Consider the following 22,870-nt stretch of genomic DNA (forward strand, 5'->3'; position numbering starts at 1 on the left):
TTGCCTTGTATTCCATCATATGAATGGACGTGGACATGTATGAGGCAGATCGGGAAATTATCAAAAGAGGAAATAGACGCTTGTTACATAGAGGCGGATTCGTTATACTTTCCTATAGAAAAGAGTAAAGAGGCTTAATATGAAATCATTTTATGATCTGCAGCAATATTTGAAAAGATTTGGTACATTTATTTATATTGGCGATCGTGTCGCCGAGCTTGAACTGATGGAAGCTGAAATCAGGGAAATCCATCGTATGCAGATGATGGATACGAAAGATTATCAAATGGCGATCCTTTTAATTAGGCAGCAATTGTCTATTGAGTTGGAGAAACAGAAAAAAATTGATAAAAAAAGGTGAGAATGATGGAAAAATGGCTGATGGGTGTCGATTTAGGCGGTACAACTACCAAACTGGCTTTAATCAATTCATATGGAGAGTTCATTCATAAATGGGAAATCAGCACCGACATCTCCGAAAAGGGAAAATTCATCACGACGAACATTGCTAAATCGATCGATGCGAAGCTTGAAGAATTGAATGAACCGAAGAGTAAGATAGTGGGGATAGGAATGGGTGCCCCAGGCCCAGTGGATTTTGTCAATGGCTCCATTTATGAAGGAGTCAATCTTGGTTGGAAAGACTATCCATTGAAGGATTTGTTGGAAGTCGAAACCTCTCTGCCTGCGGTCATTGATAATGATGCCAATATGGCTGCCCTCGGAGAAATGTGGAAAGGTGCTGGTAATGGAGCCAAAGACCTTGTTTGTGTCACACTTGGAACAGGTGTAGGCGGAGGCATCATCCACAATGGCCGAATCGTCCATGGAACAAGCGGTGCTGCAGGTGAAATCGGGCATATGACGGTCATTGCCGACGGAGGCGCACCATGCAATTGCGGCAAGACAGGTTGTTTGGAAACGGTTGCTTCAGCTACCGGAATCGTTCGGCTGGCTTTAGAGGCCTTGAAGCAAGACGATGGAACATCTTTGCTGCAGCAAAAAGTGAACGAAGGAAATGCTGTTTCTTCCAAATTGCTATTCCAGTGCGCAAAAGATGGTGATCCCCTATCAAAAGCCGTGGTGGATAAGGTGGGCAATTTCTTAGGACTTGCGCTATCACATGTAGGGAATGTCATGAATCCAGATAAAATCGTCATAGGCGGGGGCGTTTCTCAAGCGGGAGCTATTTTGCTCGATACAGTCCGTTCGTCCTTTGAAAAGTATGCGTTCAAACGAGTTGGCAAATCTACGAAAATAAGCCTTGCAACACTAGGTAACGATGCTGGAGTGATAGGTGCAGCTTGGCTAATTAAAAATCAAGTGAATGCTTGAGACGTTTCTAGCAGGTCTATTTGGACAGGGCTGCTAAAAGAGAAACGATGAAAAAACAAAGTCTGGAGCAATCCAGGCTTTTTTTGGTATCGCATTTTTTCGGCGATTCTTTCATAAAATCAGATTAGGAAGGGGGCGGAGTCTTTTATGAAAGTCGTGAGCAGAAGCAGAGATACATTGACCTATTACAGTGAATTGTTCCAAATCCCTGAAGTTTTACTGGCGGATGCCAATCCCAGCATCTCTAAAGTTTTGCCAACTGGAATCGAAGTGCATATTCCCGGGTTCGTAACAGTTAAAGAATCCCGTGAGGAGAGCACATTGAATGATATCGCGTTACGGTTCCAATTGCCCATGGATGCTTTATTATTATTGAATCAAGGTGAAAAAGAAATGGTTTCCGTACCGGTTAGGATCATCAGTCCCTTGCTTGCCATCGAAAAACCGTATGAATACCAATCTTTTCTTGATGATCTTGAGATTCTTTCTTTGCACTATCCCTTCATTCAAGTCGAATCGTTTGGGAAGAGTGTATTAGGAAAAGAGCTTCTGGAAGTAAGGGTCGGCCGAGGTGAGAAGGTCATCCATTATAACGGTTCCTTCCATGCCAACGAATGGATCACCTCGGCCGTCTTGATGAAATGGCTGAACGATATGCTGCTGGCAGTAACGAATGATTGCATGCTGTGTGGTGTTGACTGCCTGTCCTTTTATGAAAATGTGACCATCTCACTCGTTCCGATGGTCAATCCGGATGGAGTCGACTTAGTCCTAAAAGGAGAGTCAGCCGCGGAAGGCAAACTTGATGTTGTAAAAATGAATAACGGAAATCCCGCCTTTTACGCTTGGAAAGCCAATATCCGTGGTGTAGATCTAAATAATCAATATCCTGCCAATTGGGAAATTGAAAAGCGAAGAAAAATCCCAAAAGCTCCGGCCCCGAGAGATTTTCCAGGAGAGGTTTTTTTATCGGAGCCAGAAGCGTTGGCCATGAAGGAATTGGCTGAAAGACGAAATTTTGAAAGAGTGATAGCCCTTCATACGCAGGGGAAGGAATTTTATTGGGGATATGAAGGTCATGAACCCGAACATTCAGCGAGTATGGCAAGGGAGTTTGAAGAGCGCAGCGGATATCGTGCCGTTCGTTACGTTGATAGTCATGCCGGGTATAAAGATTGGTTCATTCAGGAATTCAAACAACCTGGCTTCACCATTGAACTAGGGAAGGGCATCAATCCACTTCCTTTATCGCATCTGCCTGGTATTTATGAAGATTCCGTAAAGATTTTAATGGCAGGGCTGTATATGTAAGCTCATTTAGTCAAGGAATATACTTCCACATAAATATAAGATAATTAGTCGCCACATTTTCTCTTTTTTACTTTATAATGAAAGTCACAAGGATTCGAGTAATCCTTGCTCTTTCTAATGTCTCGCTCACATATGCCAGGCGTTTTAGTTTTGAAGTTGGAGGTGTGTGGAGATTAAAGCAATAAAAGCAGCGCTTTGTATGCGGCTTACCATTTGTAAGATGTTGTGTTTCGTCCCATTATTATTCTCCACCATCCTTCTTATCACGGCTTGTGAGCCTTCCAACAACCTTAGTAAACCCGTAACTGATACGGAAAAAGAACACTCCTCATCCAACTTGGGGATTTCTTCAAGTGAATGGAAGATCCCGACTACTGAAACCGAAAAAATCGAAGCGATTTATGGATGGCTTGATTCCAAAACCGTTCTATTTGCTGAGAAGCGGAATGGAAATAAAGTCCCCCAGCTAATGACTTGGAATATGAAATCGAATGACACGTCCGTTTTCTATCAACCGGCCATTGCGTTTTCCGAAGTTTCAATCAGTCCATCTGGAACGCATATTTTGGTATCGTCCTTCACATCTTCAGGCAAAGCATCGATTACCATTCTCGATCGTAAAGGCAATCCCTTGTATTCTGTGGCGATACCAGCCTTTGAATTAGCTTATGAGTGGAACTCCTATCGAGATGGAACGCTTTTTTTATCGAGTTTTAATGAAGATTGGACCTATAGCTCTTATGTGCTGAACCCAGACGATCAATCAATGGAAACACTGGACTTTCCCCAGCCCTTTGCTCAATGGGCAGGTGAAAAGGAATTGATGTTTCTCGATTGGGATAGGGATGAACCTGCTTTGACGGCTCCTTTAGTAAGCAAAGCGTTGAATGATGATGGGGTGGATAGCCTTATGCTCGATGTCATTCACTTTAAAAAAATGAAACAAGCGCTGATGACGATTCAAGTGGAGACAGAAAAACATGATCGGGGTACATATGCTTTTTATGATCAAACAAACAAGCCGATACACTCTTTTTCCGTGCCGCTATTGAAAAGCTTTTCAGATTGGGTGATTCCATCCTACGATTTCATTGAAAAAAACAAGGAATTCATAACGTTTATTCCAAGTGAATCAAAAGATGCGGACCAATATGAGGGAAGGTTTACCTTGACTAAATTAAATTGGAAAAATGGCACACAAGAAGAAGTGATGAAGGACATGGAAAATGAACCGTTGAGCTGTTCGCTTGATGGCAACCTCTGCTTATATGGATATCAATTCGAGAAAATCATTGATATGAAAACCCATCAAATACAAAGACTATTTAAAAAACAATGATGATCTAAATCAAAAGCTCGCCACAATGGCGAGCTTTCATACTGTAGACAGACTTTGTAAGGATGGAGTGTGTTTACAGTATTTTTTCAAGGCTTAAATAAATGGAACGCTGCTTTTCAAACCACTTTGTGTGAAAACTATTTTATATCCTATAATACCAACATTGGAGTATCTGTATTTAGAACGTTGCATTGCACTCCAGGCGCTCCCTTTCCGCGGGCGGTCCTTGAGCCTCCTCGTCTTTCAGCCTGCGGGGTCTCACGTAGACCGCATTTCCCGCAGGAGTCTCGTTGCCTTCCGTTTCATTCCACTGTGCGTGAAAACAAAGAAAGAGGATTTACATTGCCTATAGTTTTGATGATTTGTACAATGTCCGTTTCAATTCACTGTACCCACTCCCTTATCCAGAGGTGATCGGTGAGCCTTCTCGGCTTTTCGCCAGCGGGGTTTCACTTAGACGCGCATTTCCAGCAGGAGTGTCGCCGCCTTCCGTTTCATTCCACTGTGCGTGAAAACAAAGAAAGGATTTACATTGCCTATAGTTTTGATGATTTGTACTACAGGCGCTCCCTTTCCGCGGGCGGTCCGTGAGCCTCCTCGTGTTTCAAGCCTGCGGGGTCTCACGTATACCGCATTTCCCGCAGGAGTGTCGTCGCCTTCCGTTTCAATTCACTGTGCGTGAAAATGGAGATAGCATCTCAAAATTCCTACAGTTTTGAGGATTTGTACAATGTCCGTTTCAATTCACTGTACCCACTCCCTTATCCAGAGGTGGTCGGTGAGCCTTCTCGACTTTTCGCCAGCGGGGTTTCACGTAGACGAGCATTTCCCGCTGGAGTCTCGTTGCCTTCCGTTCCAATCCACTCTGGGAGAAAACGAATTTGTTTTATTGGAATCTCAGAGTTTTAATGAATTTGGACATACCATTTCACTTTGAAAACCTCTCTACCTCCATTTGGAGGAGACTGGTAGCTTGTGAATAATAGGAGGTGATAAAAATGGGGAAGAAAATTTTTCCGCTTCTTATAATCCTTATTGTTTCTGCAATGGCGATAACTTTTTTATTGCGTAAGGGACCTTTTGAACAGCCTATCTGCAAGTAGTATTTTTATTTTCGACCTCTACGTTTTCCTATATTGCTTTTCAGAATAAATCTGAAATTTCATTTGTTATTGTAAGCATTTGTGCTATCGTAATGTTATTTTCTTTATCGTTAAGGTTTGTTTTGTTTTTGAATTCATAGGATGTTCGCTTGACTCGATATGAATTGCCTCGTATATGTTCAGGTAGACAAACCGATGACTACCATGATAATGAAAAAGTCATCCTATAACGAACGATTATTACATACGGTAGTTGACATCCGATAAAAAATCCAAAAAAAGGTTTCGGAAGGGAAACCCTTCCGAAACCTTTTTTCTTTTAATGGGCAACAGGAAAGCCACTGTTGATGATGGTCATGACAGTGAACCAGCCAAATACGACCGCACTGCCGGCTGCAAAAATGAATCCTAAGAAGTTTCTCTTTTTTAATGAAGTAAATACAGCTGCTACTCCCATAATAGCTACAAGTCCAAATACAACCATTAATATCATATCAAAACCCCCTTATTTCATAATGGATGCCAATCCCTAATAATATACCCAGAGGATAAGGCAACTACCAAAAATATGTAGAAAAGAATGCATTTGTTAATATTTTAATATTTTTTCAATTATTTGTCGAGGTTTAAACAGACGACACTTCTTTATAAAGTATACTGAATAAGCATTTCCTGCTTGAATTGGTGTAAAATGAAGTTAGAAAATGTTATTGGAGTTGATGGAAATGAAATGGACACAAATCCCTCTAGGGCCGCTGCAAACGAATTGTTATATAGTTTCGGATGGAAATGATTGCATTATATTCGATCCGGGTGAAGAGCCACAGAAAATCATACAATATATACAGACAAAAAAATTGAAGCCTTTGGCGATTTTATTGACGCACGCTCATTTTGATCATATTGGTGCCCTTGATGCCATTCGGGATCATTATGAAGTGCCCGCTTATATTCATGAAAAAGAGGCCAAGTGGCTGCTTGATCCGGCTTTGAATGGTTCTTTGAATTGGTTCCCTGAAAACCCGATGCGCATGAAGCCTGCTGATCATATCCTGGCTAATGAGCAAGAACTTACTATTGGGGGATTCACATTCGAAGTTTTCGAAACGCCCGGGCACTCACCAGGCAGTGTTTCCTATTTTGCCAAGGAAGAACGTATGCTCTTTTCAGGGGACGTCTTGTTCCAGGGAAGCGTCGGCAGGACAGATTTAATAGGCGGAAGCGAACAAGTGCTGTTAAACAGCATTGATACGAAACTGCTGCCGTTGCCTGATGATACGATCGTTTTTCCAGGACATGGGCCAGTCACGACCATCTTAGTTGAAAAGAATGCCAATCCATTCTTGAGATAATCACTTTTTCAGGTGCCAATTGGCACCTGTTTTATTTTTCGGTCCCGAAATGCGGGAATATTGAAAAAAATGGCATGCGGAATTATACTGAATATGCTTCCAAATAAAAACGAATGTTTCGTGAAAAAAGTAATGGATTTTTGTGCATGATTGTCAAAGAAAAAACTTAATCATGGTGGAAAATCAAGGAAGAGGAGGCGGTATGTTGAAACATCACTTGAGGGAAATGATCGAAGGCAGCCCCAATAAGAGAATTTCCTATCATGACTATATGGATGCTGTTTTATATGCCCCGAACATCGGTTACTATGTGAAGCAAAAAAAGAAGATTGGCACAAAGGGGGATTTCTATACGTCTGGCAATGTCGGGGACGCATTTGGGAGGTCGCTTGCCAGATGGTTCGTTCATTTGATAAAAGTGTGCGGGGTATCCCCAAGAATCGTCGAAATTGGTGCGGGAGACGGGAAGCTGGCTTATGACATTCTCGTCTGCATTAAAGAAACCGAGCCCCTGATTTGGGATTCAATGACGTATGTCCTGGTGGAAACCAGTCCATATCATAAAAGGTCTCAGGTAGAACGTATCGGGATGTTCAAACAGGTCTCTTTTGCTACAGAAGCAGAAGAGTGGACAAGCATAAATGGAATCGTCTTTTCAAATGAATTTTTCGATGCACTGCCTGTCCACGTCATTGAAAAGAATGACGGAGCCCTGGTGGAGGTCTTCGTTACAGTGAAGAATGGCCGTTTGCTCGAAGTGAAGGAACCTTTGACGAACCGTAACATTCTTTCTTACCTTACTGAACAATCTGTGACTTTACATGATAAGCAAAGATATGAAATTCCGCTAAAAATGGTTAAGGTATATGAAAAGATAGCCTCTAGCATTCGTTCGGGGGTCCTTCTTACTATCGATTACGGTTATACCCAGGATGAATGGAAGGAGCCAGCTCTTCGTCAGGGAAGCTTAAGGGGCTATTATCAGCATGAAATGATTAAGGATGCACTTGTGTATCCAGGGGATATGGATTTGACGACGCATATTCATTTTGACACATTAATGGATAGGGGAGAAAAGATTGGTCTTGCCTGCGGAGGACTTTATCAGCAGCATGAATTCCTGCTTAAAACGGGTATCCTTGAGGAATTGAAGGAACACCAAGAGACGGACCCATTTTCAAAAACGTCAAAACGCAATCGTGCCATTCGAGGGTTAATCGTTCCAGGCGGATTTAGTGAGCATTTCAAGGTGCTGCTTCAAACGAGGAATTTAGCTGGAACAGTCAAGATTTTTCCTGATTGATGACAAGTAAAAACCCATGAACCTAAATTCATGGGTTATGTATCATGCTTGTTCCGTTCTTAATGGGAGGCGCCTGGAGTCATCATAAATACGCTCCAGTACGAAAATCCTGCAAAGAAAACGGTAAGATAGGCGCCAAAGACATAAATATACATGCGCTCAGATAATTTCAAATAACTTAAAAGAACAAAAAAGATAGTTTGTGCAAAGAAAAGTAAAGACGTTTGATGCATATGGCCAAGATAAAAGAAAATGGCCATAATTCCTGTCCAAAATCCGCATACTCTAAACATGCGTTCCATCCAAATCCCTCCTTTTGTCAGTCGTGTACATTCCAAATAATTATAAATGAAATTGTAAGGTAATGTAAAGGATGCCTTTTGTTTCTATGTGTGAACCGAAGCTTGATAAGAGCATGTGGAACAATCGGACATCATATTTTCTAGTTCCACAATATGGACGTTACCAAACAAGGCTTCAAACATTCCTTTTAAAAAGGAATTGTGCATCGAACAAATCATATCTGGCTCCAAGGCTGTAACTTCCTTGAATGGACAATAGAAGATACGAAAGTGAATTTCATTATCTTCTTCGTTTGCTTGAATATCAGGCGAGTATCCTGCAATGGCAGCGGCATTTTTAAGCATGCCGACTTTTTCAGCAAAAGTAAGGCTGTTGATAGAGGGTAGGCTCATGGCTAGCTGCTGGTTGACTTACTCCTCACCGAACACTTTCCCCGTATCATATAGGGCCTGTTTTCCTTGCTCCCCTAATGTCATCATTGTCTGGATGCTAATTCTTGAAAGCAGCTGATAGTCCCGATAGGGAAAATGCAGCTGAATGACTTTATCAGACAAACGATAAAGCCGGCTTGGGCGACCGCCCTTCCCCGTTTTACGAGCTTCGGATGTCAACATGTCAATATCTTCAAGTTTTGATAAGTGTAGACGGGCGACGTTTGGATGGATGTTAAACGAATCGGCAATGTGCTGTACCATCACATCCCCATGATTGTTCACAATATATTGATATATATAATAACGAGTGGGATCTGCACACGTTCGTAATTTTTAACGTTTGTTCCATTATGCCCTCCTGACCTTCCTTAGTTTTCCTCTTTTTCATTATATACAGGCAGAAAATAATGGAATAACAGATGTGGCAATTTCACTTTAGTTATAAAAAGTTCAAATTTTCCTCGTTTTTAAAAGGTATAACAATGTACATATATTATACAAATATTATACAATCAATATATATATCCAAATTGTGAATGAGGAGTGGTAAATATGGGTCGATTGACTTTCTTTTCGTATCCAAGTTGTACATCGTGCCGAAAAACGAAAAAGTGGTTGAATGCCAATCATATTTCCTTCGATGAGCGCCATTTATTCCGAGAGACGCCTACGGAAGCAGAGCTAAAACGAATCCTTGAATTGACAACCGAAGGACTTGATGAAGTATTGGCAACAAGAAGTGAAGCATATAAAGGCTTACTTGTTAATATTGACGAAATGAATCTTTCTAATGTTATCCAATTATTGACAAATGAGCCGAGGTTATTAAGAAGGCCAATCCTTATCGACGGGGAAAAATTAGTGATTGGGCATAATGAAGACGCATTAAGAAATTTGGTTTCACAAAAGCTGGAGTTGAAATGGAGCATGTAAAAATGATTCTCGAAAATTTTTTCGAGAATTTTTTTATTTATTAAGCAGGAATTTGTCGTTCGTTGTCGAAAATTTACTTTTAAGAAAAACAGGAGGTGATGAATGATTTGATATCGATTGAAAAGACGGCTGAAAAGATCCTTACTCGTGCCATTAAGCTATCGGCGTCGGACATCCATATTTTTTTTCGCAGGGAGGGGCCGCTCATCCAATTCAGGATAGACAATAAGCTCGTACCTCAGGAAACATTATCATCCTTTGAAGCGGAAAGGCTGATAGCCCATTTGAAGTTCCTTGCCGCCATGGACATAGGCGAGAAAAGGAGGCCGCAAAGTGGCGCCATCACCATCAATTTAGCTAACCAAGTGGTTGGGCTCCGCCTCTCCACACTTCCCACTGCTTATCTCGAAAGCCTGGTCATCCGCTTGATACCCCAACAGAACATCCTTCCGTTAGAACAGCTATCCTTATTCCCGAATACCGCACAAAAATTGATTGCTCTTCTGAAGCACTCCCATGGCATGCTGATTTTTACCGGCCCAACCGGGAGCGGGAAAACGACGACCTTATATTCCTTGCTTCATCATGCACATGAGATGCTCAATCGAAATATCATTACACTTGAAGATCCGATTGAGAGTGTGTCCGAAAAAGTACTGCAAGTCCAAATCAATGAAAAGGCGGGCATAACCTATTCAGTCGGCCTAAAAGCGGTGCTAAGACACGACCCCGATGTGATCATCGTGGGGGAGATCAGAGATGCGGAAACGGCGAAGATCGCGGTGCGTGCGGCATTGACAGGCCATTTGATTCTTACGACCATGCATACAAGGGACGCGCAAGGTGCTATCTCGAGGCTGCTTGAGTTTGGGGTAAGCTTGCTTGAAATCGAACAAAGCTTGATTGGCGTGACGGCCCAGCGGCTTGTTGAACTTCGCTGTTTTTCGTGTATGGGGGATGAAGACTGTGCCGCTGCTTGCGAAATGACTGTCAGGTCTAAAAGGGCGAGTGTATATGAATTACTATATGGGAAAAGCTTGGCCGACCTTCTCCAAATGCGTGCGGGTAAAAAGGACTGCACGTCTGTCAGTTATCGCCGGTTAAGGGATGAAATTGGAAAAGCGGTAGCCATGGGCTATGTGGATACACAAGAATATGACCGGTTGGTATATCATGAAGACAAAAAGTAAATGGAAGTTGAAAGAACAAGCCGTATTCGTAACCAAGCTTGGTGAATTATTAAGCCATGGCTATCCTTTGGCAGAAGCAATCCATTTCCTCGAGTTTCAAGAGTCCAAGAAGAAGGCGGAAGATTTCGATAGGGCCATACAGGATTTAAGGAACGGGTTTCCCTTGCATCAAGTGCTGGCCCATCTTCATTTTCACCCACAACTTATCAGTTATATCTTTTACGGAGAGCAGTACGGCGACCTTGATCGTGCCTTGAAAGAAGGAGGGGGATATTGGAAGAAAAGAACGGAAGATATGGAAAAGATAAAAAAAATATTGGTTTACCCCATTTTCTTGGTTTTTTTTGTAAGCATTGTGTTTTATATTCTCCAGAGTGTTCTCCTTCCTAAATTTCAGGCAATCTATTTAACGATGGATGTCGATCAGAATGCCATCCTGATTCTATTATCAGCATTTTCCTTCATTCTGCCCCTACTTCCCTTCATTTTGCTTGGCTTATTCTTATTTCTGTATGTTTTCAAACGGTTTTGGTTTAACCGCTTATGCCCTTTACGGCAGAGAAGGATATTGTTGGACATTCCGATAGTAGGGACGTTCATCAAATTATATGAAACCTATTTTTTTGCAAGCCAATTCAGCGGCTTGCTTTCCGGAGGATTGTCCATTAACGAAACCATAAAATTGTTCTCGATTAATCAGCAACAGCCATTCTACCAAAGCCTATGCTCAATCATTAAGGATGACCTGACGGAGGGAAGGGCGCTTGAAATGATTTTTGGGGAATTGCCTTATTTTGATGAAAATTTACCAGTGGTGGTGGCAAACGGGCAAAAATACGGCAGGCTTGATGCGGAGTTGCATCATTACAGTCGATTTTTGCTTGAAAAAATTGAAGAGAAAATGAATGTAATCCTGAAAATTCTTCAGCCTCTTATGTTTTCGGTGATTGGTCTCTTGATCGTATCGATTTATTTAGCGGTTTTGCTGCCGATGTTCTCTCTGCTTGAAGGTATATAGGATATCATTATTAAACTGTGGAGGTGAAACTGCACGAAAACCATTGTGAATCAGATGGTTTTTTGGAGCAGGAGTTTATGAAAAAAGTTATGAATGAAAGAGGTTTTACCTTAATCGAGATGCTTATTGTTTTACTAGTCATATCCATTCTCTTGATCATAACGATTCCCAATATCACCAAGAATCAATCGACGATCCATACTAGGGGATGTGAAGCATTCATAAAAATGGCCCAAGCACAAGTCCAGGCATATGAGATTGACAATGCCAAGCTGCCTAGTAGTATCAATGAATTGGAAAGTCAAGGCTATCTTAAACAGACATCCTGTCCGAATGGAGATGAAATTAGTTTGGACAAAAAGGGAAATATCACGATTGGTGAGTAGTAGGAAAGGAAATCCTCAGCGTGCCAATGGCGGATTTACCATGTCAGAAACCCTTATTGTCCTCGTCATTTTCGTCCTTTTGCTTGCCATTACCCCCAATTTATATCCAAGCTTCCATAAAGGAATGGAAGAAAGGCTTTTTATTTCTCAATTTCATGAAGATCTTTTCTTTGCACAACAATATGCCATCAGCCACGAAAGCATGATTTACCTGCACATCAATAATGGGAAGAAGATTTATACCGTTTCCTCTTACAGGGAGGGAATTGTCCTCGAGCGAAGCATACCGAAGGATATCCGCTTTTTAAGTGAAACTATGGGATTCAGCTTTCATTTCAATCAGTTTGGAAATATATCGAATGCAGGAACGATGATGATTGAGACATCAAAAGGGAAGTACAAAGTGGTTCTGAATATCGGTAAAGGGAGGTACAGGATTGAAAAATTGTAAGGGGTATGTCTACCTTGAGCTGATAGCCGCCTTTTCCGTTTGTATATTTTTGATTCTTACCATTTTACCGATTCTTGAGAAAGTGATGACTGACCGTCAAAATATCATCATGAGGACGGAGGCCCACCATTTATTATATGAAAGGTTGACAGCGTTCATGGAAGGGGAGATACAAGGCGCCGAGCGGGAATTCATAATTCAAAAAAGATCGTATCGTATGATTTGGAAGGACGATGTAGACTCATCGGGAAAGATTGAAGGATGTGTCCGTTATGAAGATGTTTCTGGAAAAAGTGAATCCATTTGTGATACTGCGACAAAATGATGGCTTTACAATGATTGAAATGCTTTTTTCGCTCCTGATACTGATGACTATCTCTCTTTTTGTCGTGCAGCTTTTTTCAATCATTCAAACCCAAGTAGGGACCATTGACGAATTGCATCCAAAAGAGTGGGAGGTATTTACCATGCAAATGCACCAGGAGGTCCGGAGTTCCAAGTCCCAGGATATATTGGGAAATCGATTATATTTACTTTCAAGTGACCAACTTACATCCATTGAACAGTATGAAGATAAGGTCCGCAGGCGGGTGGATGGCAAGGGTCATGAGGTCATGTTGCAGAATATCTCAAAATTTCATGTTGAGCAGGATGGCAGCGTCATTGTTCTCGTAATAACAGATAAGGCAGGGACTACTTTTAGCCGAAGCTTTCATCCTTATTTGAGAAATGAGAAGGAAGCCGATGAATAATCAAAAAGGAGTCGTTTTCCCGATGGTGCTGATTATAGCCAGTGTTTTTATCATGATGCTGATTTTAATGATTGATCAATTTATCATCGATAAAAGATTTTATAAAGAAGTGGAAGAATCGTTAGTGGCGGATCATCTTGTCCACCTTGCCGTTAAGGAGGTGACGGCAGGGTGGGAAGCGGAAATTCCGGAAGTTATCGAGGGGCACATTACGTACCCAAATGGCGTGGTCCGATATTCGTTACTGAAGCAAGATGGTCGATATGCTTTGATCGATTTTTTTTCCACGACCAATAATGATCGAGTGGGCAGGGTCCTCATACAATATGATAAAGAGGCGGGGAGAGTGGTGGAATGGATCGAAAAACAGACGAGTTGATTAAAATGGAAAAATAGGGGCATTAGCGGTGACCGGGTTGTGGGCGTGTTTAGTAGGGGCAAGGAATAAAAGTTACGGAAACCGGGCATGCTTAGCATAGGGTGATTTCATATGTCTACTAATGCTTATATTAAATATTTGACGCAGCAGTTTGTCCAATATTTCAATCTGACCAAAAAAGAACGTAAAGAAAAGCGCCGTCATAAAAAAGAGGATAAAAATCATGGGATGTCCCATTGGTTTGGCATTGTTCCTTTTGCGCTGACGATGTTTGTAAGGAAGAATATCAAAAAATGAAAAAGATGTCCTGTACGGTGCATAAGGACATCTCATACTGTAGGCAAACTCGAAAACATAATGGAGTTTGCCTACAGTTATTTGGTTTGGATAAATTTGATTTATAATCCTTAGACCGTACTTTTCACTGCGGGCACTACCATATCCAGAGGCGGTCCATGAGCCTCCTTGACTATTAGCCTGCGAGCGTCTCACGTAGACACGCATTTTTTAAGCGGGAGTGTCGCACCTTTAGGTAATAGTTACCCCAATGCGCGGTCTGAGAGGTAAAATAATCCTCCGTTGATGATCGATATTCGGATGTTCGGTTCATATTGGGCCTTTAGTGCTTCTTTTTCGGTAAAATAGCTTTCGCTTTTTTCGTCGATATCCTTGTAAAAATGCTCCAGCAGCTTTAAGTCATCCTGCCAGCGTCTCATCGCTTCTTCCGCCCAAGAGTGATCATCATCTTCGAAACTGGTTCTAATGTAAGTATCCAGCCTTGTCAATCCACTCTTTGGCATGATTAGCGGTGAAAGGGTAAAGGAGTAATCCGGTATTTTCGGGGTGACCTTGACTGGTAAGACCCGCTTGTGAAAACCCTCGATGATTTCTCCAGAAATGAGATTCAAACCGATGGACATGAAGATATCTTTTTTTCGATCGCATTGATAGGATATTTTCACATTTAGTGTCAGCCATGGAAATAGCGGATGATTCCCTCCTTTTACCGGAGGGGTATATTCAAATAGTCTCGTATACCCTGCCAGCTTTTTCGTAGATTGAATAATTTGATGAAGGCGTGGTGAACCGAAATGAATTCTTTCTCCCTTCAATTCCGCAGGGGCTCGTTCTGGGTCGGTTATGAAGGTGATTGCTGCAGGGTTCGGAATCCCGCCAGTTTTTTCTAGATAATGCCAATAAAATGGTCGGTTCATTAATTCTTTATCCATGTCGATTGTCAATTGAACGGTAAGATGGGAGGGGGTATCGTCCAGTATTTCGCAATCATTGGCTTTAAAGTAAGTGCGTAAAAAATCATGAATTTCCTGTTGCTGCATGAACCTCACCTTCCTTCATGTCTTGAGCGAATTGGATTAACGAAGAGAAATTATCCATCTTGATTTTCATTTCTCCCTCGGTTTTCGACTCGCCGACTACATCTATTAAATATTCTTCAATATTGCTGATGTCCAATTTGGTTAGAATATCATCCAATTCTCCAATCACTTTTTCAAACAAATTAATCTTTTCATACAGTAATTTGAGAATATGCTCTTCGACTGTATTTTTCGTGGCAAAGTTATAGATCATCACATCTTCTTCCTGACCAAGCCGATGAATCCGTCCGATTCTTTGTTCAAGCCTCATCGGGTTCCATGGCAGGTCGAAATTGATCAAGTGATGGCAAAACTGAAGGTTTATCCCTTCGCCGCCAGCTTCTGTAGCAATTAATACCTGTATGTTTTTTTGGAACAGTTCCCGCATCCAGTCTTTTTTTCCACGTTTGAAGCCACCGCGAAAAGGGACGGAAGATATGCCATTTTGCTGTAAATACCATTGTAAATAGAGCTGGGTGGCCCGGTATTCGGTGAAAATGATCACTTTATCATCGATTTTTTTGATTAATTCCAAAGCCTTTTCGGCTTTTGAGTTTTGAACCGTTTCATTTACTTTTGTAAATAAATCATCAAGCTTTGCCGTATAGTCGGGCGAAGGGTCGTCATATTTAGCTTTCATATTTTTTAATGTGTAGAATACCGCCTCCCTGCTTGAGCATGCTTCCCTTTGGAGCGTGAGAGCGGAAAAGGCGCTTCCCTTTGTTCCGTCTGATATAGGCTTGAATTGGGAAACGGCATCATACAAGGCTTGTTCGGTCGGAGAAAACTCAATCGTAATGGTTTCCACATGCCTTTTTGTCCATTCGATCCCGGTATCGGCCCTTCGATTGCGGATCATGACCGTGTTGACCAGTTCCTTGAGGTGCTCATCGTCGATTATGTTTTTGCCTTTTCCTTTATATTTTTCTGAAAAGAGTGACGCGTTACCCAAGTGGCCTGGTTTCAGCAAGGAAACAAGGTGAAAAATTTCCTCAACTTTATTTTGGATGGGAGTAGCTGTCAGGAGCAAACAAAATTTCTTTTTCAGATTTTGGACGAATTCATAGTTTTTTGTCTTGTTATTTTTAAGTTTATGGGCTTCGTCAATAATGATGAAGTCATATTCCTGATTGAAAATGATATCACGATGTGGAGCGCGTTTCGCCGTATCAATGGAAGAAATGACGACATCGCACGACTCCCAAACATAGCTTTTCCTTTGGGCGACTGCCGGGATATGAAATTTCGTATTCAATTCAAATGCCCATTGTGAAACGAGGGAAGCGGGTACAAGGATCAATACTTTTTTGACAAGGCCGCGTATCATATATTCTTTTAAAATCAACCCAGCTTCTATCGTTTTTCCGAGCCCCACCTCATCAGCTAAAATGGCCTTTCCATTCATCTTTTCCACAACCTGTTTTGCTGCCTCCAATTGATGAGGGAGCGGAGTTAGATGCGGAAGGTGTTTGGGTGCCTGTAATCCTTCAAAATCAGGGATGATGAGGTTTTCCTCCATTTGAACAGCCAGCTTATAAAGTTCCCAATTACCCCAAGGTCCATCACTTTCGATTTTTTGCAGAAACTCTTCATTCCATTCTGAATTGGAGGATATATTGATTTTCATAGAAAAAACTCCCTCTTACATCGTAATTTGCTTAATATAAGGTCAAAACCCGAACATTACATATGTGAAATAAGAAAAATATTTATCTTCAAAAGATATTGCAGAGTTAAGTTTCTTAAGGTAGGATATAAGTATATTTAGAAAATTCCAATTTTCCACGTGCAAGAATTCATGTACTTTGATTTTGTGGTTCACGTTTTATTAGTATGGGCCATACGCTCCCACTTTATCCAAGTTAACTGTTGAGATTCATTCTATCAGTTTCTGGAGGTTCCAAAAGAGGTGGCAGTGAATGCATTCTATGAATGCCAAGGGATTACGAATGCTAGGGGAATGATTCCTTTCATTGGTAACCATTTATAAGCGGTTGAAGATAAGGGGAGAGACTACGGATGTAGCGCCGAAGGAGCAAACTTAGCAGTGAATCTCTCAGGCAAAAGAACTCTTATTGGACGCAACTCTGGAGAGCGCCTCCGATTCAGGACGGCCACCAAAGGGGAAAACCTATCATATAGGTAAACTTTCAGGTTTCAGGACAGAGAAAAAGCTCAAATGGGCTTTCTCTGTCCTTTTTTGTGCTTTTTTACATCATGAATCAGGTTTCCTGAAGCGTATGACTAAGAAGCTATTTGATCAATGAAGCCCAATTAATCCAAAAAAAATCTGAGGGGGGTCATTTTTTGACCAATTTAAAAAGAACACCACTATTCGAGGTTTATCAGGAAAGCGGAGGTAAAACGATTGATTTTGGCGGCTGGGAACTGCCCGTCCAATTTTCGGGTATCAAGGATGAGCATGAAGCAGTCCGTACAAAGGCGGGTTTATTCGATGTATCCCATATGGGTGAGGTGGATGTAAAGGGTCCTGGGAGCCTTCCTTTTTTACAAAAGATGCTGACCAACGATATATCTAAGCTGCAGCAGGGCGGTGCACTTTATACGGCCATGTGTTATGAAAACGGCGGGACGGTTGATGACCTCATCGTTTATAAAAGGGCGGAGGATGACTATTTGCTCGTGGTCAATGCAGCGAACACGGAAAAAGATTTTAACTGGCTGCAAGCTAATTGTCCCGACGATGTTGAACTGACGAATGTATCGAGTGACTATACACAGCTAGCCCTTCAAGGACCGGCTGCAGAGAAGATTTTGCAAAAACTGTCGGGCGACACGGACTTAAGTGAAATTGGCTTTTTCAAGTTCAAGGAAAACGTCATCATAAATGGGATGGCAACAATCGTTTCCCGGACTGGATATACAGGCGAAGATGGTTTTGAGATATATAGCGACAGTGAAAATGGTCCCGCCCTATGGAAGGCGATTTTGGATGCCGGGAAGGAAGAAGGAATTCAGCCGATCGGTTTGGGTGCCCGTGATACCCTTCGATTTGAAGCGAAGCTGCCTCTTTATGGGCAGGAGCTAACAGCGGACATCACCCCGATAGAGGCTGGAATCGGTTTTGCGGTCAAAGTGGATAAGGAAGCCGATTTTTTCGGGAAAGCTGTTCTTGCTGAACAAAAGGAGAAAGGGGCTCCCCGCAAGCTTGTTGGACTTGAAATGATTGATCGTGGCATTCCACGTCATGGCTACAAGGTATACAGCGGGGACAAAATGATCGGCGAGGTCACGACCGGCACTCAATCTCCTACATTGAAGAAAAATGTTGGATTGGCAATTATTGATAAGGAATTTTCGGTGCTGGATGCAGCAGTGGAAGTGGAAATCCGCTCCAAACGTTTGAAGGCCGTTATCATACAAACACCTTTTTATAAAAAACCACGTAAATAGAGGGGAAGTGTCATTAGATGAAACATCGTTATTTACCTATGACAGAGCAAGATAAACAGGACATGCTGCAAGTGATAGGGGTACCCACGGTTGAAGATCTTTTCAAAGATATCCCTGAAAGTGTTCGCTTTCAAGGAGAATATGATATTAAACCAGCTAAATCAGAGCCAGCCTTAATGAAGGAACTAGCGAGGCTTGCTTCCAAGAATGCGGATTTGAAAAACTATGCCTCATTCCTTGGAGCGGGTGTATATGACCATTATGCACCGGTCATCGTCGATCATGTTCTCTCACGTTCTGAATTCTATACTGCTTATACACCGTATCAGCCTGAAATTTCGCAAGGGGAGCTTCAAGCCATCTTTGAATACCAAACGATGATTTGTGAGTTGACGGGTATGGATGTAGCTAACTCGTCGATGTATGACGGGGGGACGGCGCTGGCTGAAGCGGCGATGCTTGCTTCAGGTCAGACACGCCGGAAGAAAATTCTCCTTTCCAAAGCGGTACATCCTGAATCAAGGGAAGTGGTCAAGACGTATGCGAAGGGGCAACGCGTGGAAGTGATTGAAATTCCTTATAAGGACGGTGTGACCGATTTGGCTGCATTAAAGGAATTGGTTAATGAGGATATCGCTGGTGTCATCATCCAATATCCTAACTTTTTTGGACGCATCGAACCTTTGAAAGAAATAGAAGAAATCGTTCATGCTGCCAAGTCCATGTTCATCGTGTCCAGTAATCCGCTTGCATTGGGGGCTTTATCATCGCCAGGTTCACTTGGTGCCGATATCGTAACGGGAGATGCCCAGCCCTTCGGCATCCCAGCTGCATTTGGCGGACCTCATTGTGGATATTTTGCCGTCACGAATAAATTGATGCGGAAAGTGCCTGGCCGCCTTGTCGGTCAAACGGTTGATGAAGATGGCAAAAGAGGCTTCGTGCTGACGCTTCAAGCCCGTGAACAGCACATTCGCCGGGATAAGGCAACTTCCAACATTTGTTCCAACCAAGCGTTGAATGCACTAGCGGCTTCTGTTGCCATGACCGCCCTTGGTAAAAAGGGTGTCAAGGAAATGGCTGTGCAAAATATTCAAAAGGCGCATTATGCGAAAAAAGCTTTACTGCAAAAAGGAATAGAGGTTGTGTTTGAAGGTCCCTCATTTAATGAATTCGTGATTAAACTTCCTGCCTCGTTTTCTAAAGTCAATAAGAACCTATTTGAAAAAGGGATGATCGGCGGCTTCGACTTAGGCACCGTTTATTCAGAACTGAACGACCATATGCTTGTCGCAGTAACTGAACTTAGAACGAAAGAAGAAATCGATGCACTTGCGCAGGAATTGGGGGATCAACATGAATAATCAAGATCAATCACTCATTTTTGAAATCAGTACAAACGGACGCATCGGATATAGCCTGCCAGAAATGGATGTGGAGGCTGTCTTGCTCGAGGAAATTCTTCCAGAAGGGTACATCCGAATAGAAGAAGCGGCACTTCCCGAAGTATCGGAATTGGATATCATGCGTCACTATACAGCCCTTTCCAAGCGTAATCATGGGGTGGATTCAGGGTTTTATCCGCTAGGTTCATGCACAATGAAATACAATCCGAAAATCAATGAAAATGTGGCGCGTTATAATGGGTTTGCCCATATCCACCCATATCAGGATCCGTCTACTGTTCAGGGAGCACTGGAACTATTATACGATTTGCAGGAGCATTTAACGGAAATCACGGGGATGGATCAAGTGACCTTGCAGCCTGCGGCAGGTGCGCACGGTGAATGGACCGGGTTAATGATGATCCGCGCCTTCCACGAGGCAAATGGCGATATGGCACGGACGAAGGTGATCGTCCCTGATTCGGCACACGGTACGAATCCAGCATCTGCAACGGTTGCCGGTCTTGAAACGATTACGGTGAAATCCGATGAAAATGGGTTAGTTGACCTTGAAGATTTAAAGAGAGTGGTAGGAGCGGATACGGCAGCTTTGATGCTGACAAATCCCAATACGCTCGGGTTATTCGAGGAGAACATCTTGGAAATGGCGCAGCTTGTCCATGATGCGGGCGGGAAGCTCTATTACGATGGAGCCAATCTGAATGCTGTCCTTTCCAAGGCCCGCCCTGGTGACATGGGCTTTGATGTGGTTCACTTGAATCTTCACAAAACCTTCACTGGCCCGCATGGTGGCGGCGGCCCGGGTTCTGGCCCTGTCGGGGTGAAAGCGGATTTGATTCCGTACTTGCCGAAGCCGCTTGTGGTTAAACAAGATGAGCAATTCAAACTGGATTATGATCGCCCGCAATCAATTGGAAGGGTGAAGCCCTATTACGGGAATTTCGGAATAAACGTGAGGGCCTATACGTACATTCGCTCAATGGGACCTGATGGTCTGAAAGCCGTCACCGAGAATGCGGTCATCAATGCCAATTATATGATGCGAAGGTTAGAACCATTTTTCGATTTACCATATAATCGCCATTGTAAGCATGAATTCGTATTAAGCGGTCGCCGGCAAAAGCAATTGGGAGTCAGGACTCTCGACATAGCGAAGAGGCTGTTGGACTTCGGATATCATCCTCCTACCATATACTTCCCATTGAACGTGGAAGAAGGAATGATGATAGAACCGACTGAAACGGAGTCGAAGGAAACCCTCGATGCGTTCATCGATGCCATGATCCAGATCGCCAAGGAAGCGGAAGAAACTCCGGAAGTCGTCCAGGAAGCTCCGCACACAACCGTCATTAAGCGACTTGATGAAACACTTGCTGCAAGAAAACCAATACTGCGTTATCAAGCGTAGCCTTTAGGGCTACAAACAAAAATCCCAGCCAGCATGGCGGGGATTTTTGCTTGTTTATGTTTATGTATGTTGATTTCCAGTGAACCCGCAAAAACTTAGGCTTATTTCTTGGCTTTGATTTTTCCTGTCCACATTTTGAATCCGCCTTTTAGGTGATAAAGTTCCCTGTACCCTTTTTTGTATAGCATGGCCGCAGCTCTTCCGCTGATGATTTCGCTTTGGGCATACAAGTATACAGGCTTGTCCGACCTAATCTCCACCAAGCGCGTTTTCATTTGCGTCATCGGGATGTTCCGTGCGCCTAAGATATGACCATTATCGAATTCATTCGGTTCCCGCACATCGATTAGCTGCACTTTTCTGTAGTTGGCGATAAATTCGTCCTGTGTCAATGTTTTAACGATTTTACGCTGGCGGTACCAATTAAAAAGTGAATACACAATAACCGCTCCTAAGATGATGAGCAGTGTATATAATATTTCCAAGCATAAAAACTCCCTTCTACCTTAACGATTACAGACAATCTTTATTATATAATTGCTTTACCCAATAATCAAAAAGAATTTTCAGCAATTTCCGTTCAAACTCGGGGGGCACTTACTTTTTTAGAGTGATAAAGTCTGTTAAACTACTACATGTGAGTTTTTTATGGGGTATGACGGACTTCTGAGATAAAGACTATTTGAAATGAGGGGTAAGGATGATGAGAGAAAAATGGGGATTTATCGATTCCGGGTATTGTTCACCAGCCTTTAATATGGCGCTGGACGAAGCACTATTGAACTGGCAAAGCCAAGGGGACATTCCTCCAATCATTCGCTTTTACGGTTGGGATCCGGCGACATTGTCGATTGGTTATTTCCAGAAGGCAGAAGCGGAAATCGACATCGAGGAGGTCAAACGGCAAGGTCTTGGCTTTGTGCGCCGACCTACCGGAGGACGAGCGGTCCTGCATGAGCATGAATTGACATATAGCGTAATCGTCCCCGAATCCTATCCAGGCATGCCGAGTACTGTCACCGAAGCATATCGGGTTATTTCAGAAGGCATATTAATGGGGTTCAGGAACTTAGGCTTGGACGCTTACTTTGCAGTCCCTCGAACCGATCAGGAGAAAGCGGCCTTAAAAGCACCGAAGTCCTCCGTATGCTTCGATGCTCCAAGCTGGTATGAACTGGTCGTGGAGGGCAGGAAGGTTGCTGGCAGTGCTCAAACGAGACAAAAAGGAGTCATTCTTCAGCACGGGGCGATTTTACTTGACCTTGATGATGAAAAACTGTTTAGTGTCTTCAAGTTTTCCAATGATAGGGTTAAAGAAAGAATGCAAAAAAACCTGAAAAATAAAGCTGTGGCGATAAATGACATAGCTGGGAGAAAAATCAGCATACCGGAAGCGAAAGCTGCTTTTGAAAAAGGGTTTGCAGAAGGACTCTCTATTGATTTAGTCCCATACACTCTCACTGAACAGCAAATGCTGGAAGTGAAAGAGATTGCAAAAAGCAAATATGAAAGCGACGAATGGAATTTTATGAGATAAAAGTAAGATAGTTGGCTAGGAAAATAAAAAAGTTTTTTCAGATTTGTTTGACCAAAGGAGCTATTCCTTGTAGGGATAAGCGTATAAAGGGATGGGAAAAAAGCAAGGCTCAAATTAATTGAAATCTGATGAAATATTAT

The 22,870-nt window shown here is 42.5% G+C and carries 24 protein-coding genes, 1 pseudogene and 2 riboswitches; of the genes and pseudogenes, 19 read left to right on the top strand and 6 right to left on the bottom strand.

The window, feature by feature from the left end:
- The first annotated feature begins 139 nt into the window (after positions 1-139).
- From ASU00_RS01880 to ASU00_RS01895, 4 genes are all read left to right on the top strand, one after another.
- The gene (locus ASU00_RS01880; RefSeq protein ID WP_057911739.1) at positions 140-361 is read left to right on the top strand and encodes a YqgQ family protein; all 222 of its coding nucleotides are present in this window, start codon (positions 140-142) and stop codon (positions 359-361) included.
- 2 nt (positions 362-363) lie between these two features.
- Positions 364-1,335, top strand: a complete 972-nt coding sequence (locus ASU00_RS01885) for an ROK family glucokinase (protein WP_057911740.1) — start codon at positions 364-366, stop codon at positions 1,333-1,335.
- 147 nt (positions 1,336-1,482) lie between these two features.
- Positions 1,483-2,646, top strand: a complete 1,164-nt coding sequence (locus tag ASU00_RS01890; protein WP_057911741.1) for a M14 family metallopeptidase — start codon at positions 1,483-1,485, stop codon at positions 2,644-2,646.
- A 166-nt stretch (positions 2,647-2,812) separates the two neighbouring features.
- Positions 2,813-3,985, top strand: coding sequence for a YqgU-like beta propeller domain-containing protein (locus ASU00_RS01895; RefSeq protein ID WP_057911742.1), 1,173 nt, complete (start codon positions 2,813-2,815; stop codon positions 3,983-3,985).
- 1,422 nt (positions 3,986-5,407) lie between these two features.
- Here the strand turns inward: ASU00_RS01895 and ASU00_RS24295 are convergent.
- Positions 5,408-5,581 (bottom strand): DUF2759 domain-containing protein, encoded by a 174-nt coding sequence (locus ASU00_RS24295; RefSeq protein ID WP_082630109.1) that lies wholly within the window; start codon positions 5,579-5,581, stop codon positions 5,408-5,410.
- Between the two features lie 232 nt (positions 5,582-5,813).
- Between ASU00_RS24295 and ASU00_RS01900 the strand changes: the two genes are divergently transcribed.
- Entirely contained in the window at positions 5,814-6,440 is a 627-nt protein-coding gene (locus ASU00_RS01900; RefSeq protein WP_057911841.1) for an MBL fold metallo-hydrolase, read from the top strand.
- 205 nt (positions 6,441-6,645) lie between these two features.
- On the top strand, positions 6,646-7,743 hold the full coding sequence (locus ASU00_RS01905) for a class I SAM-dependent methyltransferase (RefSeq protein WP_057911842.1): 1,098 nt from the start codon (positions 6,646-6,648) through the stop codon (positions 7,741-7,743).
- A 59-nt stretch (positions 7,744-7,802) separates the two neighbouring features.
- Here the strand turns inward: ASU00_RS01905 and ASU00_RS01910 are convergent, their stop codons facing one another.
- Together ASU00_RS01910 and ASU00_RS01915 are read right to left on the bottom strand one after the other, a co-directional pair.
- Positions 7,803-8,045, bottom strand: a complete 243-nt coding sequence (locus ASU00_RS01910) for a DUF2626 domain-containing protein (protein ID WP_057911743.1) — start codon at positions 8,043-8,045, stop codon at positions 7,803-7,805.
- A gap of 84 nt (positions 8,046-8,129) precedes the next feature.
- Positions 8,130-8,829, bottom strand: a pseudogene (locus ASU00_RS01915) (helix-turn-helix transcriptional regulator).
- A gap of 203 nt (positions 8,830-9,032) precedes the next feature.
- On the opposite strand from ASU00_RS01915, the gene ASU00_RS01920 reads away from it, so the two are divergent.
- The 9 genes from ASU00_RS01920 (at position 9,033) to ASU00_RS01960 (ending at position 13,886) form a co-directional block, all read left to right on the top strand.
- Complete coding sequence (locus tag ASU00_RS01920) at positions 9,033-9,413, top strand: Spx/MgsR family RNA polymerase-binding regulatory protein (protein WP_057911744.1); 381 nt, start codon at positions 9,033-9,035, stop codon at positions 9,411-9,413.
- Positions 9,414-9,520: 107 nt separating this feature from the next.
- Positions 9,521-10,603: a competence type IV pilus ATPase ComGA gene (comGA, locus tag ASU00_RS01925; RefSeq protein ID WP_057911843.1), complete on the top strand. Its 1,083-nt coding sequence runs from the start codon at positions 9,521-9,523 to the stop codon at positions 10,601-10,603.
- The gene (gene comGB, locus ASU00_RS01930) at positions 10,587-11,621 is read left to right on the top strand and encodes a competence type IV pilus assembly protein ComGB (RefSeq protein WP_161809680.1); all 1,035 of its coding nucleotides are present in this window, start codon (positions 10,587-10,589) and stop codon (positions 11,619-11,621) included. Before comGA ends, comGB begins: the two co-directional genes overlap by 17 nt.
- Before the next feature lie 77 nt (positions 11,622-11,698).
- Entirely contained in the window at positions 11,699-12,007 is a 309-nt protein-coding gene (gene comGC / locus ASU00_RS01935; protein ID WP_057911746.1) for a competence type IV pilus major pilin ComGC, read from the top strand.
- A 40-nt stretch (positions 12,008-12,047) separates the two neighbouring features.
- Positions 12,048-12,458: a competence type IV pilus minor pilin ComGD gene (gene comGD / locus ASU00_RS01940; RefSeq protein WP_057911747.1), complete on the top strand. Its 411-nt coding sequence runs from the start codon at positions 12,048-12,050 to the stop codon at positions 12,456-12,458.
- A complete protein-coding gene (locus ASU00_RS01945; protein WP_057911748.1) occupies positions 12,445-12,783 on the top strand; it encodes a hypothetical protein in 339 nt (112 codons plus the stop codon). The genes comGD and ASU00_RS01945 overlap by 14 nt, the downstream gene beginning before the upstream one ends.
- Complete coding sequence (comGF, locus tag ASU00_RS01950; RefSeq protein ID WP_057911749.1) at positions 12,731-13,210, top strand: competence type IV pilus minor pilin ComGF; 480 nt, start codon at positions 12,731-12,733, stop codon at positions 13,208-13,210. The genes ASU00_RS01945 and comGF overlap by 53 nt, the downstream gene beginning before the upstream one ends.
- Positions 13,203-13,589 (top strand): competence type IV pilus minor pilin ComGG, encoded by a 387-nt coding sequence (gene comGG, locus ASU00_RS01955; protein ID WP_057911750.1) that lies wholly within the window; start codon positions 13,203-13,205, stop codon positions 13,587-13,589. Before comGF ends, comGG begins: the two co-directional genes overlap by 8 nt.
- A 111-nt stretch (positions 13,590-13,700) precedes the next feature.
- Positions 13,701-13,886: a YqzE family protein gene (locus ASU00_RS01960; RefSeq protein ID WP_057911751.1), complete on the top strand. Its 186-nt coding sequence runs from the start codon at positions 13,701-13,703 to the stop codon at positions 13,884-13,886.
- 242 nt (positions 13,887-14,128) lie between these two features.
- On the opposite strand, the gene ASU00_RS01965 is transcribed toward ASU00_RS01960, so the two are convergent.
- Both ASU00_RS01965 and ASU00_RS01970 read right to left on the bottom strand, forming a co-directional pair.
- Positions 14,129-14,926, bottom strand: coding sequence for a YqhG family protein (locus ASU00_RS01965; RefSeq protein WP_057911752.1), 798 nt, complete (start codon positions 14,924-14,926; stop codon positions 14,129-14,131).
- Positions 14,904-16,592 carry a DEAD/DEAH box helicase gene (locus tag ASU00_RS01970; protein ID WP_057911753.1) on the bottom strand — a complete coding sequence of 563 codons (1,689 nt, stop codon included), beginning with the start codon at positions 16,590-16,592 and terminating at the stop codon, positions 14,904-14,906. The genes ASU00_RS01965 and ASU00_RS01970 overlap by 23 nt, the downstream gene beginning before the upstream one ends.
- A 367-nt stretch (positions 16,593-16,959) precedes the next feature.
- Positions 16,960-17,047: riboswitch (glycine riboswitch) on the top strand.
- Positions 17,048-17,050: 3 nt separating this feature from the next.
- Positions 17,051-17,133, top strand: a riboswitch (glycine riboswitch).
- 139 nt (positions 17,134-17,272) lie between these two features.
- Between ASU00_RS01970 and gcvT the strand changes: the two genes are divergently transcribed.
- From gcvT to gcvPB, 3 genes are read left to right on the top strand one after another with little or no spacing between them, the layout of a single operon-like run.
- Complete coding sequence (gcvT, locus tag ASU00_RS01975; RefSeq protein ID WP_057911754.1) at positions 17,273-18,379, top strand: glycine cleavage system aminomethyltransferase GcvT; 1,107 nt, start codon at positions 17,273-17,275, stop codon at positions 18,377-18,379.
- A 17-nt stretch (positions 18,380-18,396) separates the two neighbouring features.
- On the top strand, positions 18,397-19,743 hold the full coding sequence (gene gcvPA, locus ASU00_RS01980) for an aminomethyl-transferring glycine dehydrogenase subunit GcvPA (RefSeq protein WP_057911755.1): 1,347 nt from the start codon (positions 18,397-18,399) through the stop codon (positions 19,741-19,743).
- Positions 19,736-21,193 (top strand): aminomethyl-transferring glycine dehydrogenase subunit GcvPB, encoded by a 1,458-nt coding sequence (gene gcvPB / locus ASU00_RS01985; RefSeq protein WP_057911756.1) that lies wholly within the window; start codon positions 19,736-19,738, stop codon positions 21,191-21,193. The genes gcvPA and gcvPB overlap by 8 nt, the downstream gene beginning before the upstream one ends.
- A 101-nt stretch (positions 21,194-21,294) precedes the next feature.
- Here gcvPB and ASU00_RS01990 read toward each other — a convergent pair whose 3' ends face one another.
- Positions 21,295-21,678: a rhodanese-like domain-containing protein gene (locus ASU00_RS01990; RefSeq protein WP_057911757.1), complete on the bottom strand. Its 384-nt coding sequence runs from the start codon at positions 21,676-21,678 to the stop codon at positions 21,295-21,297.
- A gap of 215 nt (positions 21,679-21,893) precedes the next feature.
- Here ASU00_RS01990 and ASU00_RS01995 point away from each other — a divergent pair, with 215 nt between their 5' ends.
- Entirely contained in the window at positions 21,894-22,730 is an 837-nt protein-coding gene (locus ASU00_RS01995; RefSeq protein WP_057911758.1) for a lipoate--protein ligase family protein, read from the top strand.
- Positions 22,731-22,870 lie beyond the last annotated feature (140 nt).

It is taken from the genome of Peribacillus muralis (assembly GCF_001439925.1).
Lineage (GTDB): Bacteria > Bacillota > Bacilli > Bacillales > DSM-1321 > Peribacillus > Peribacillus muralis.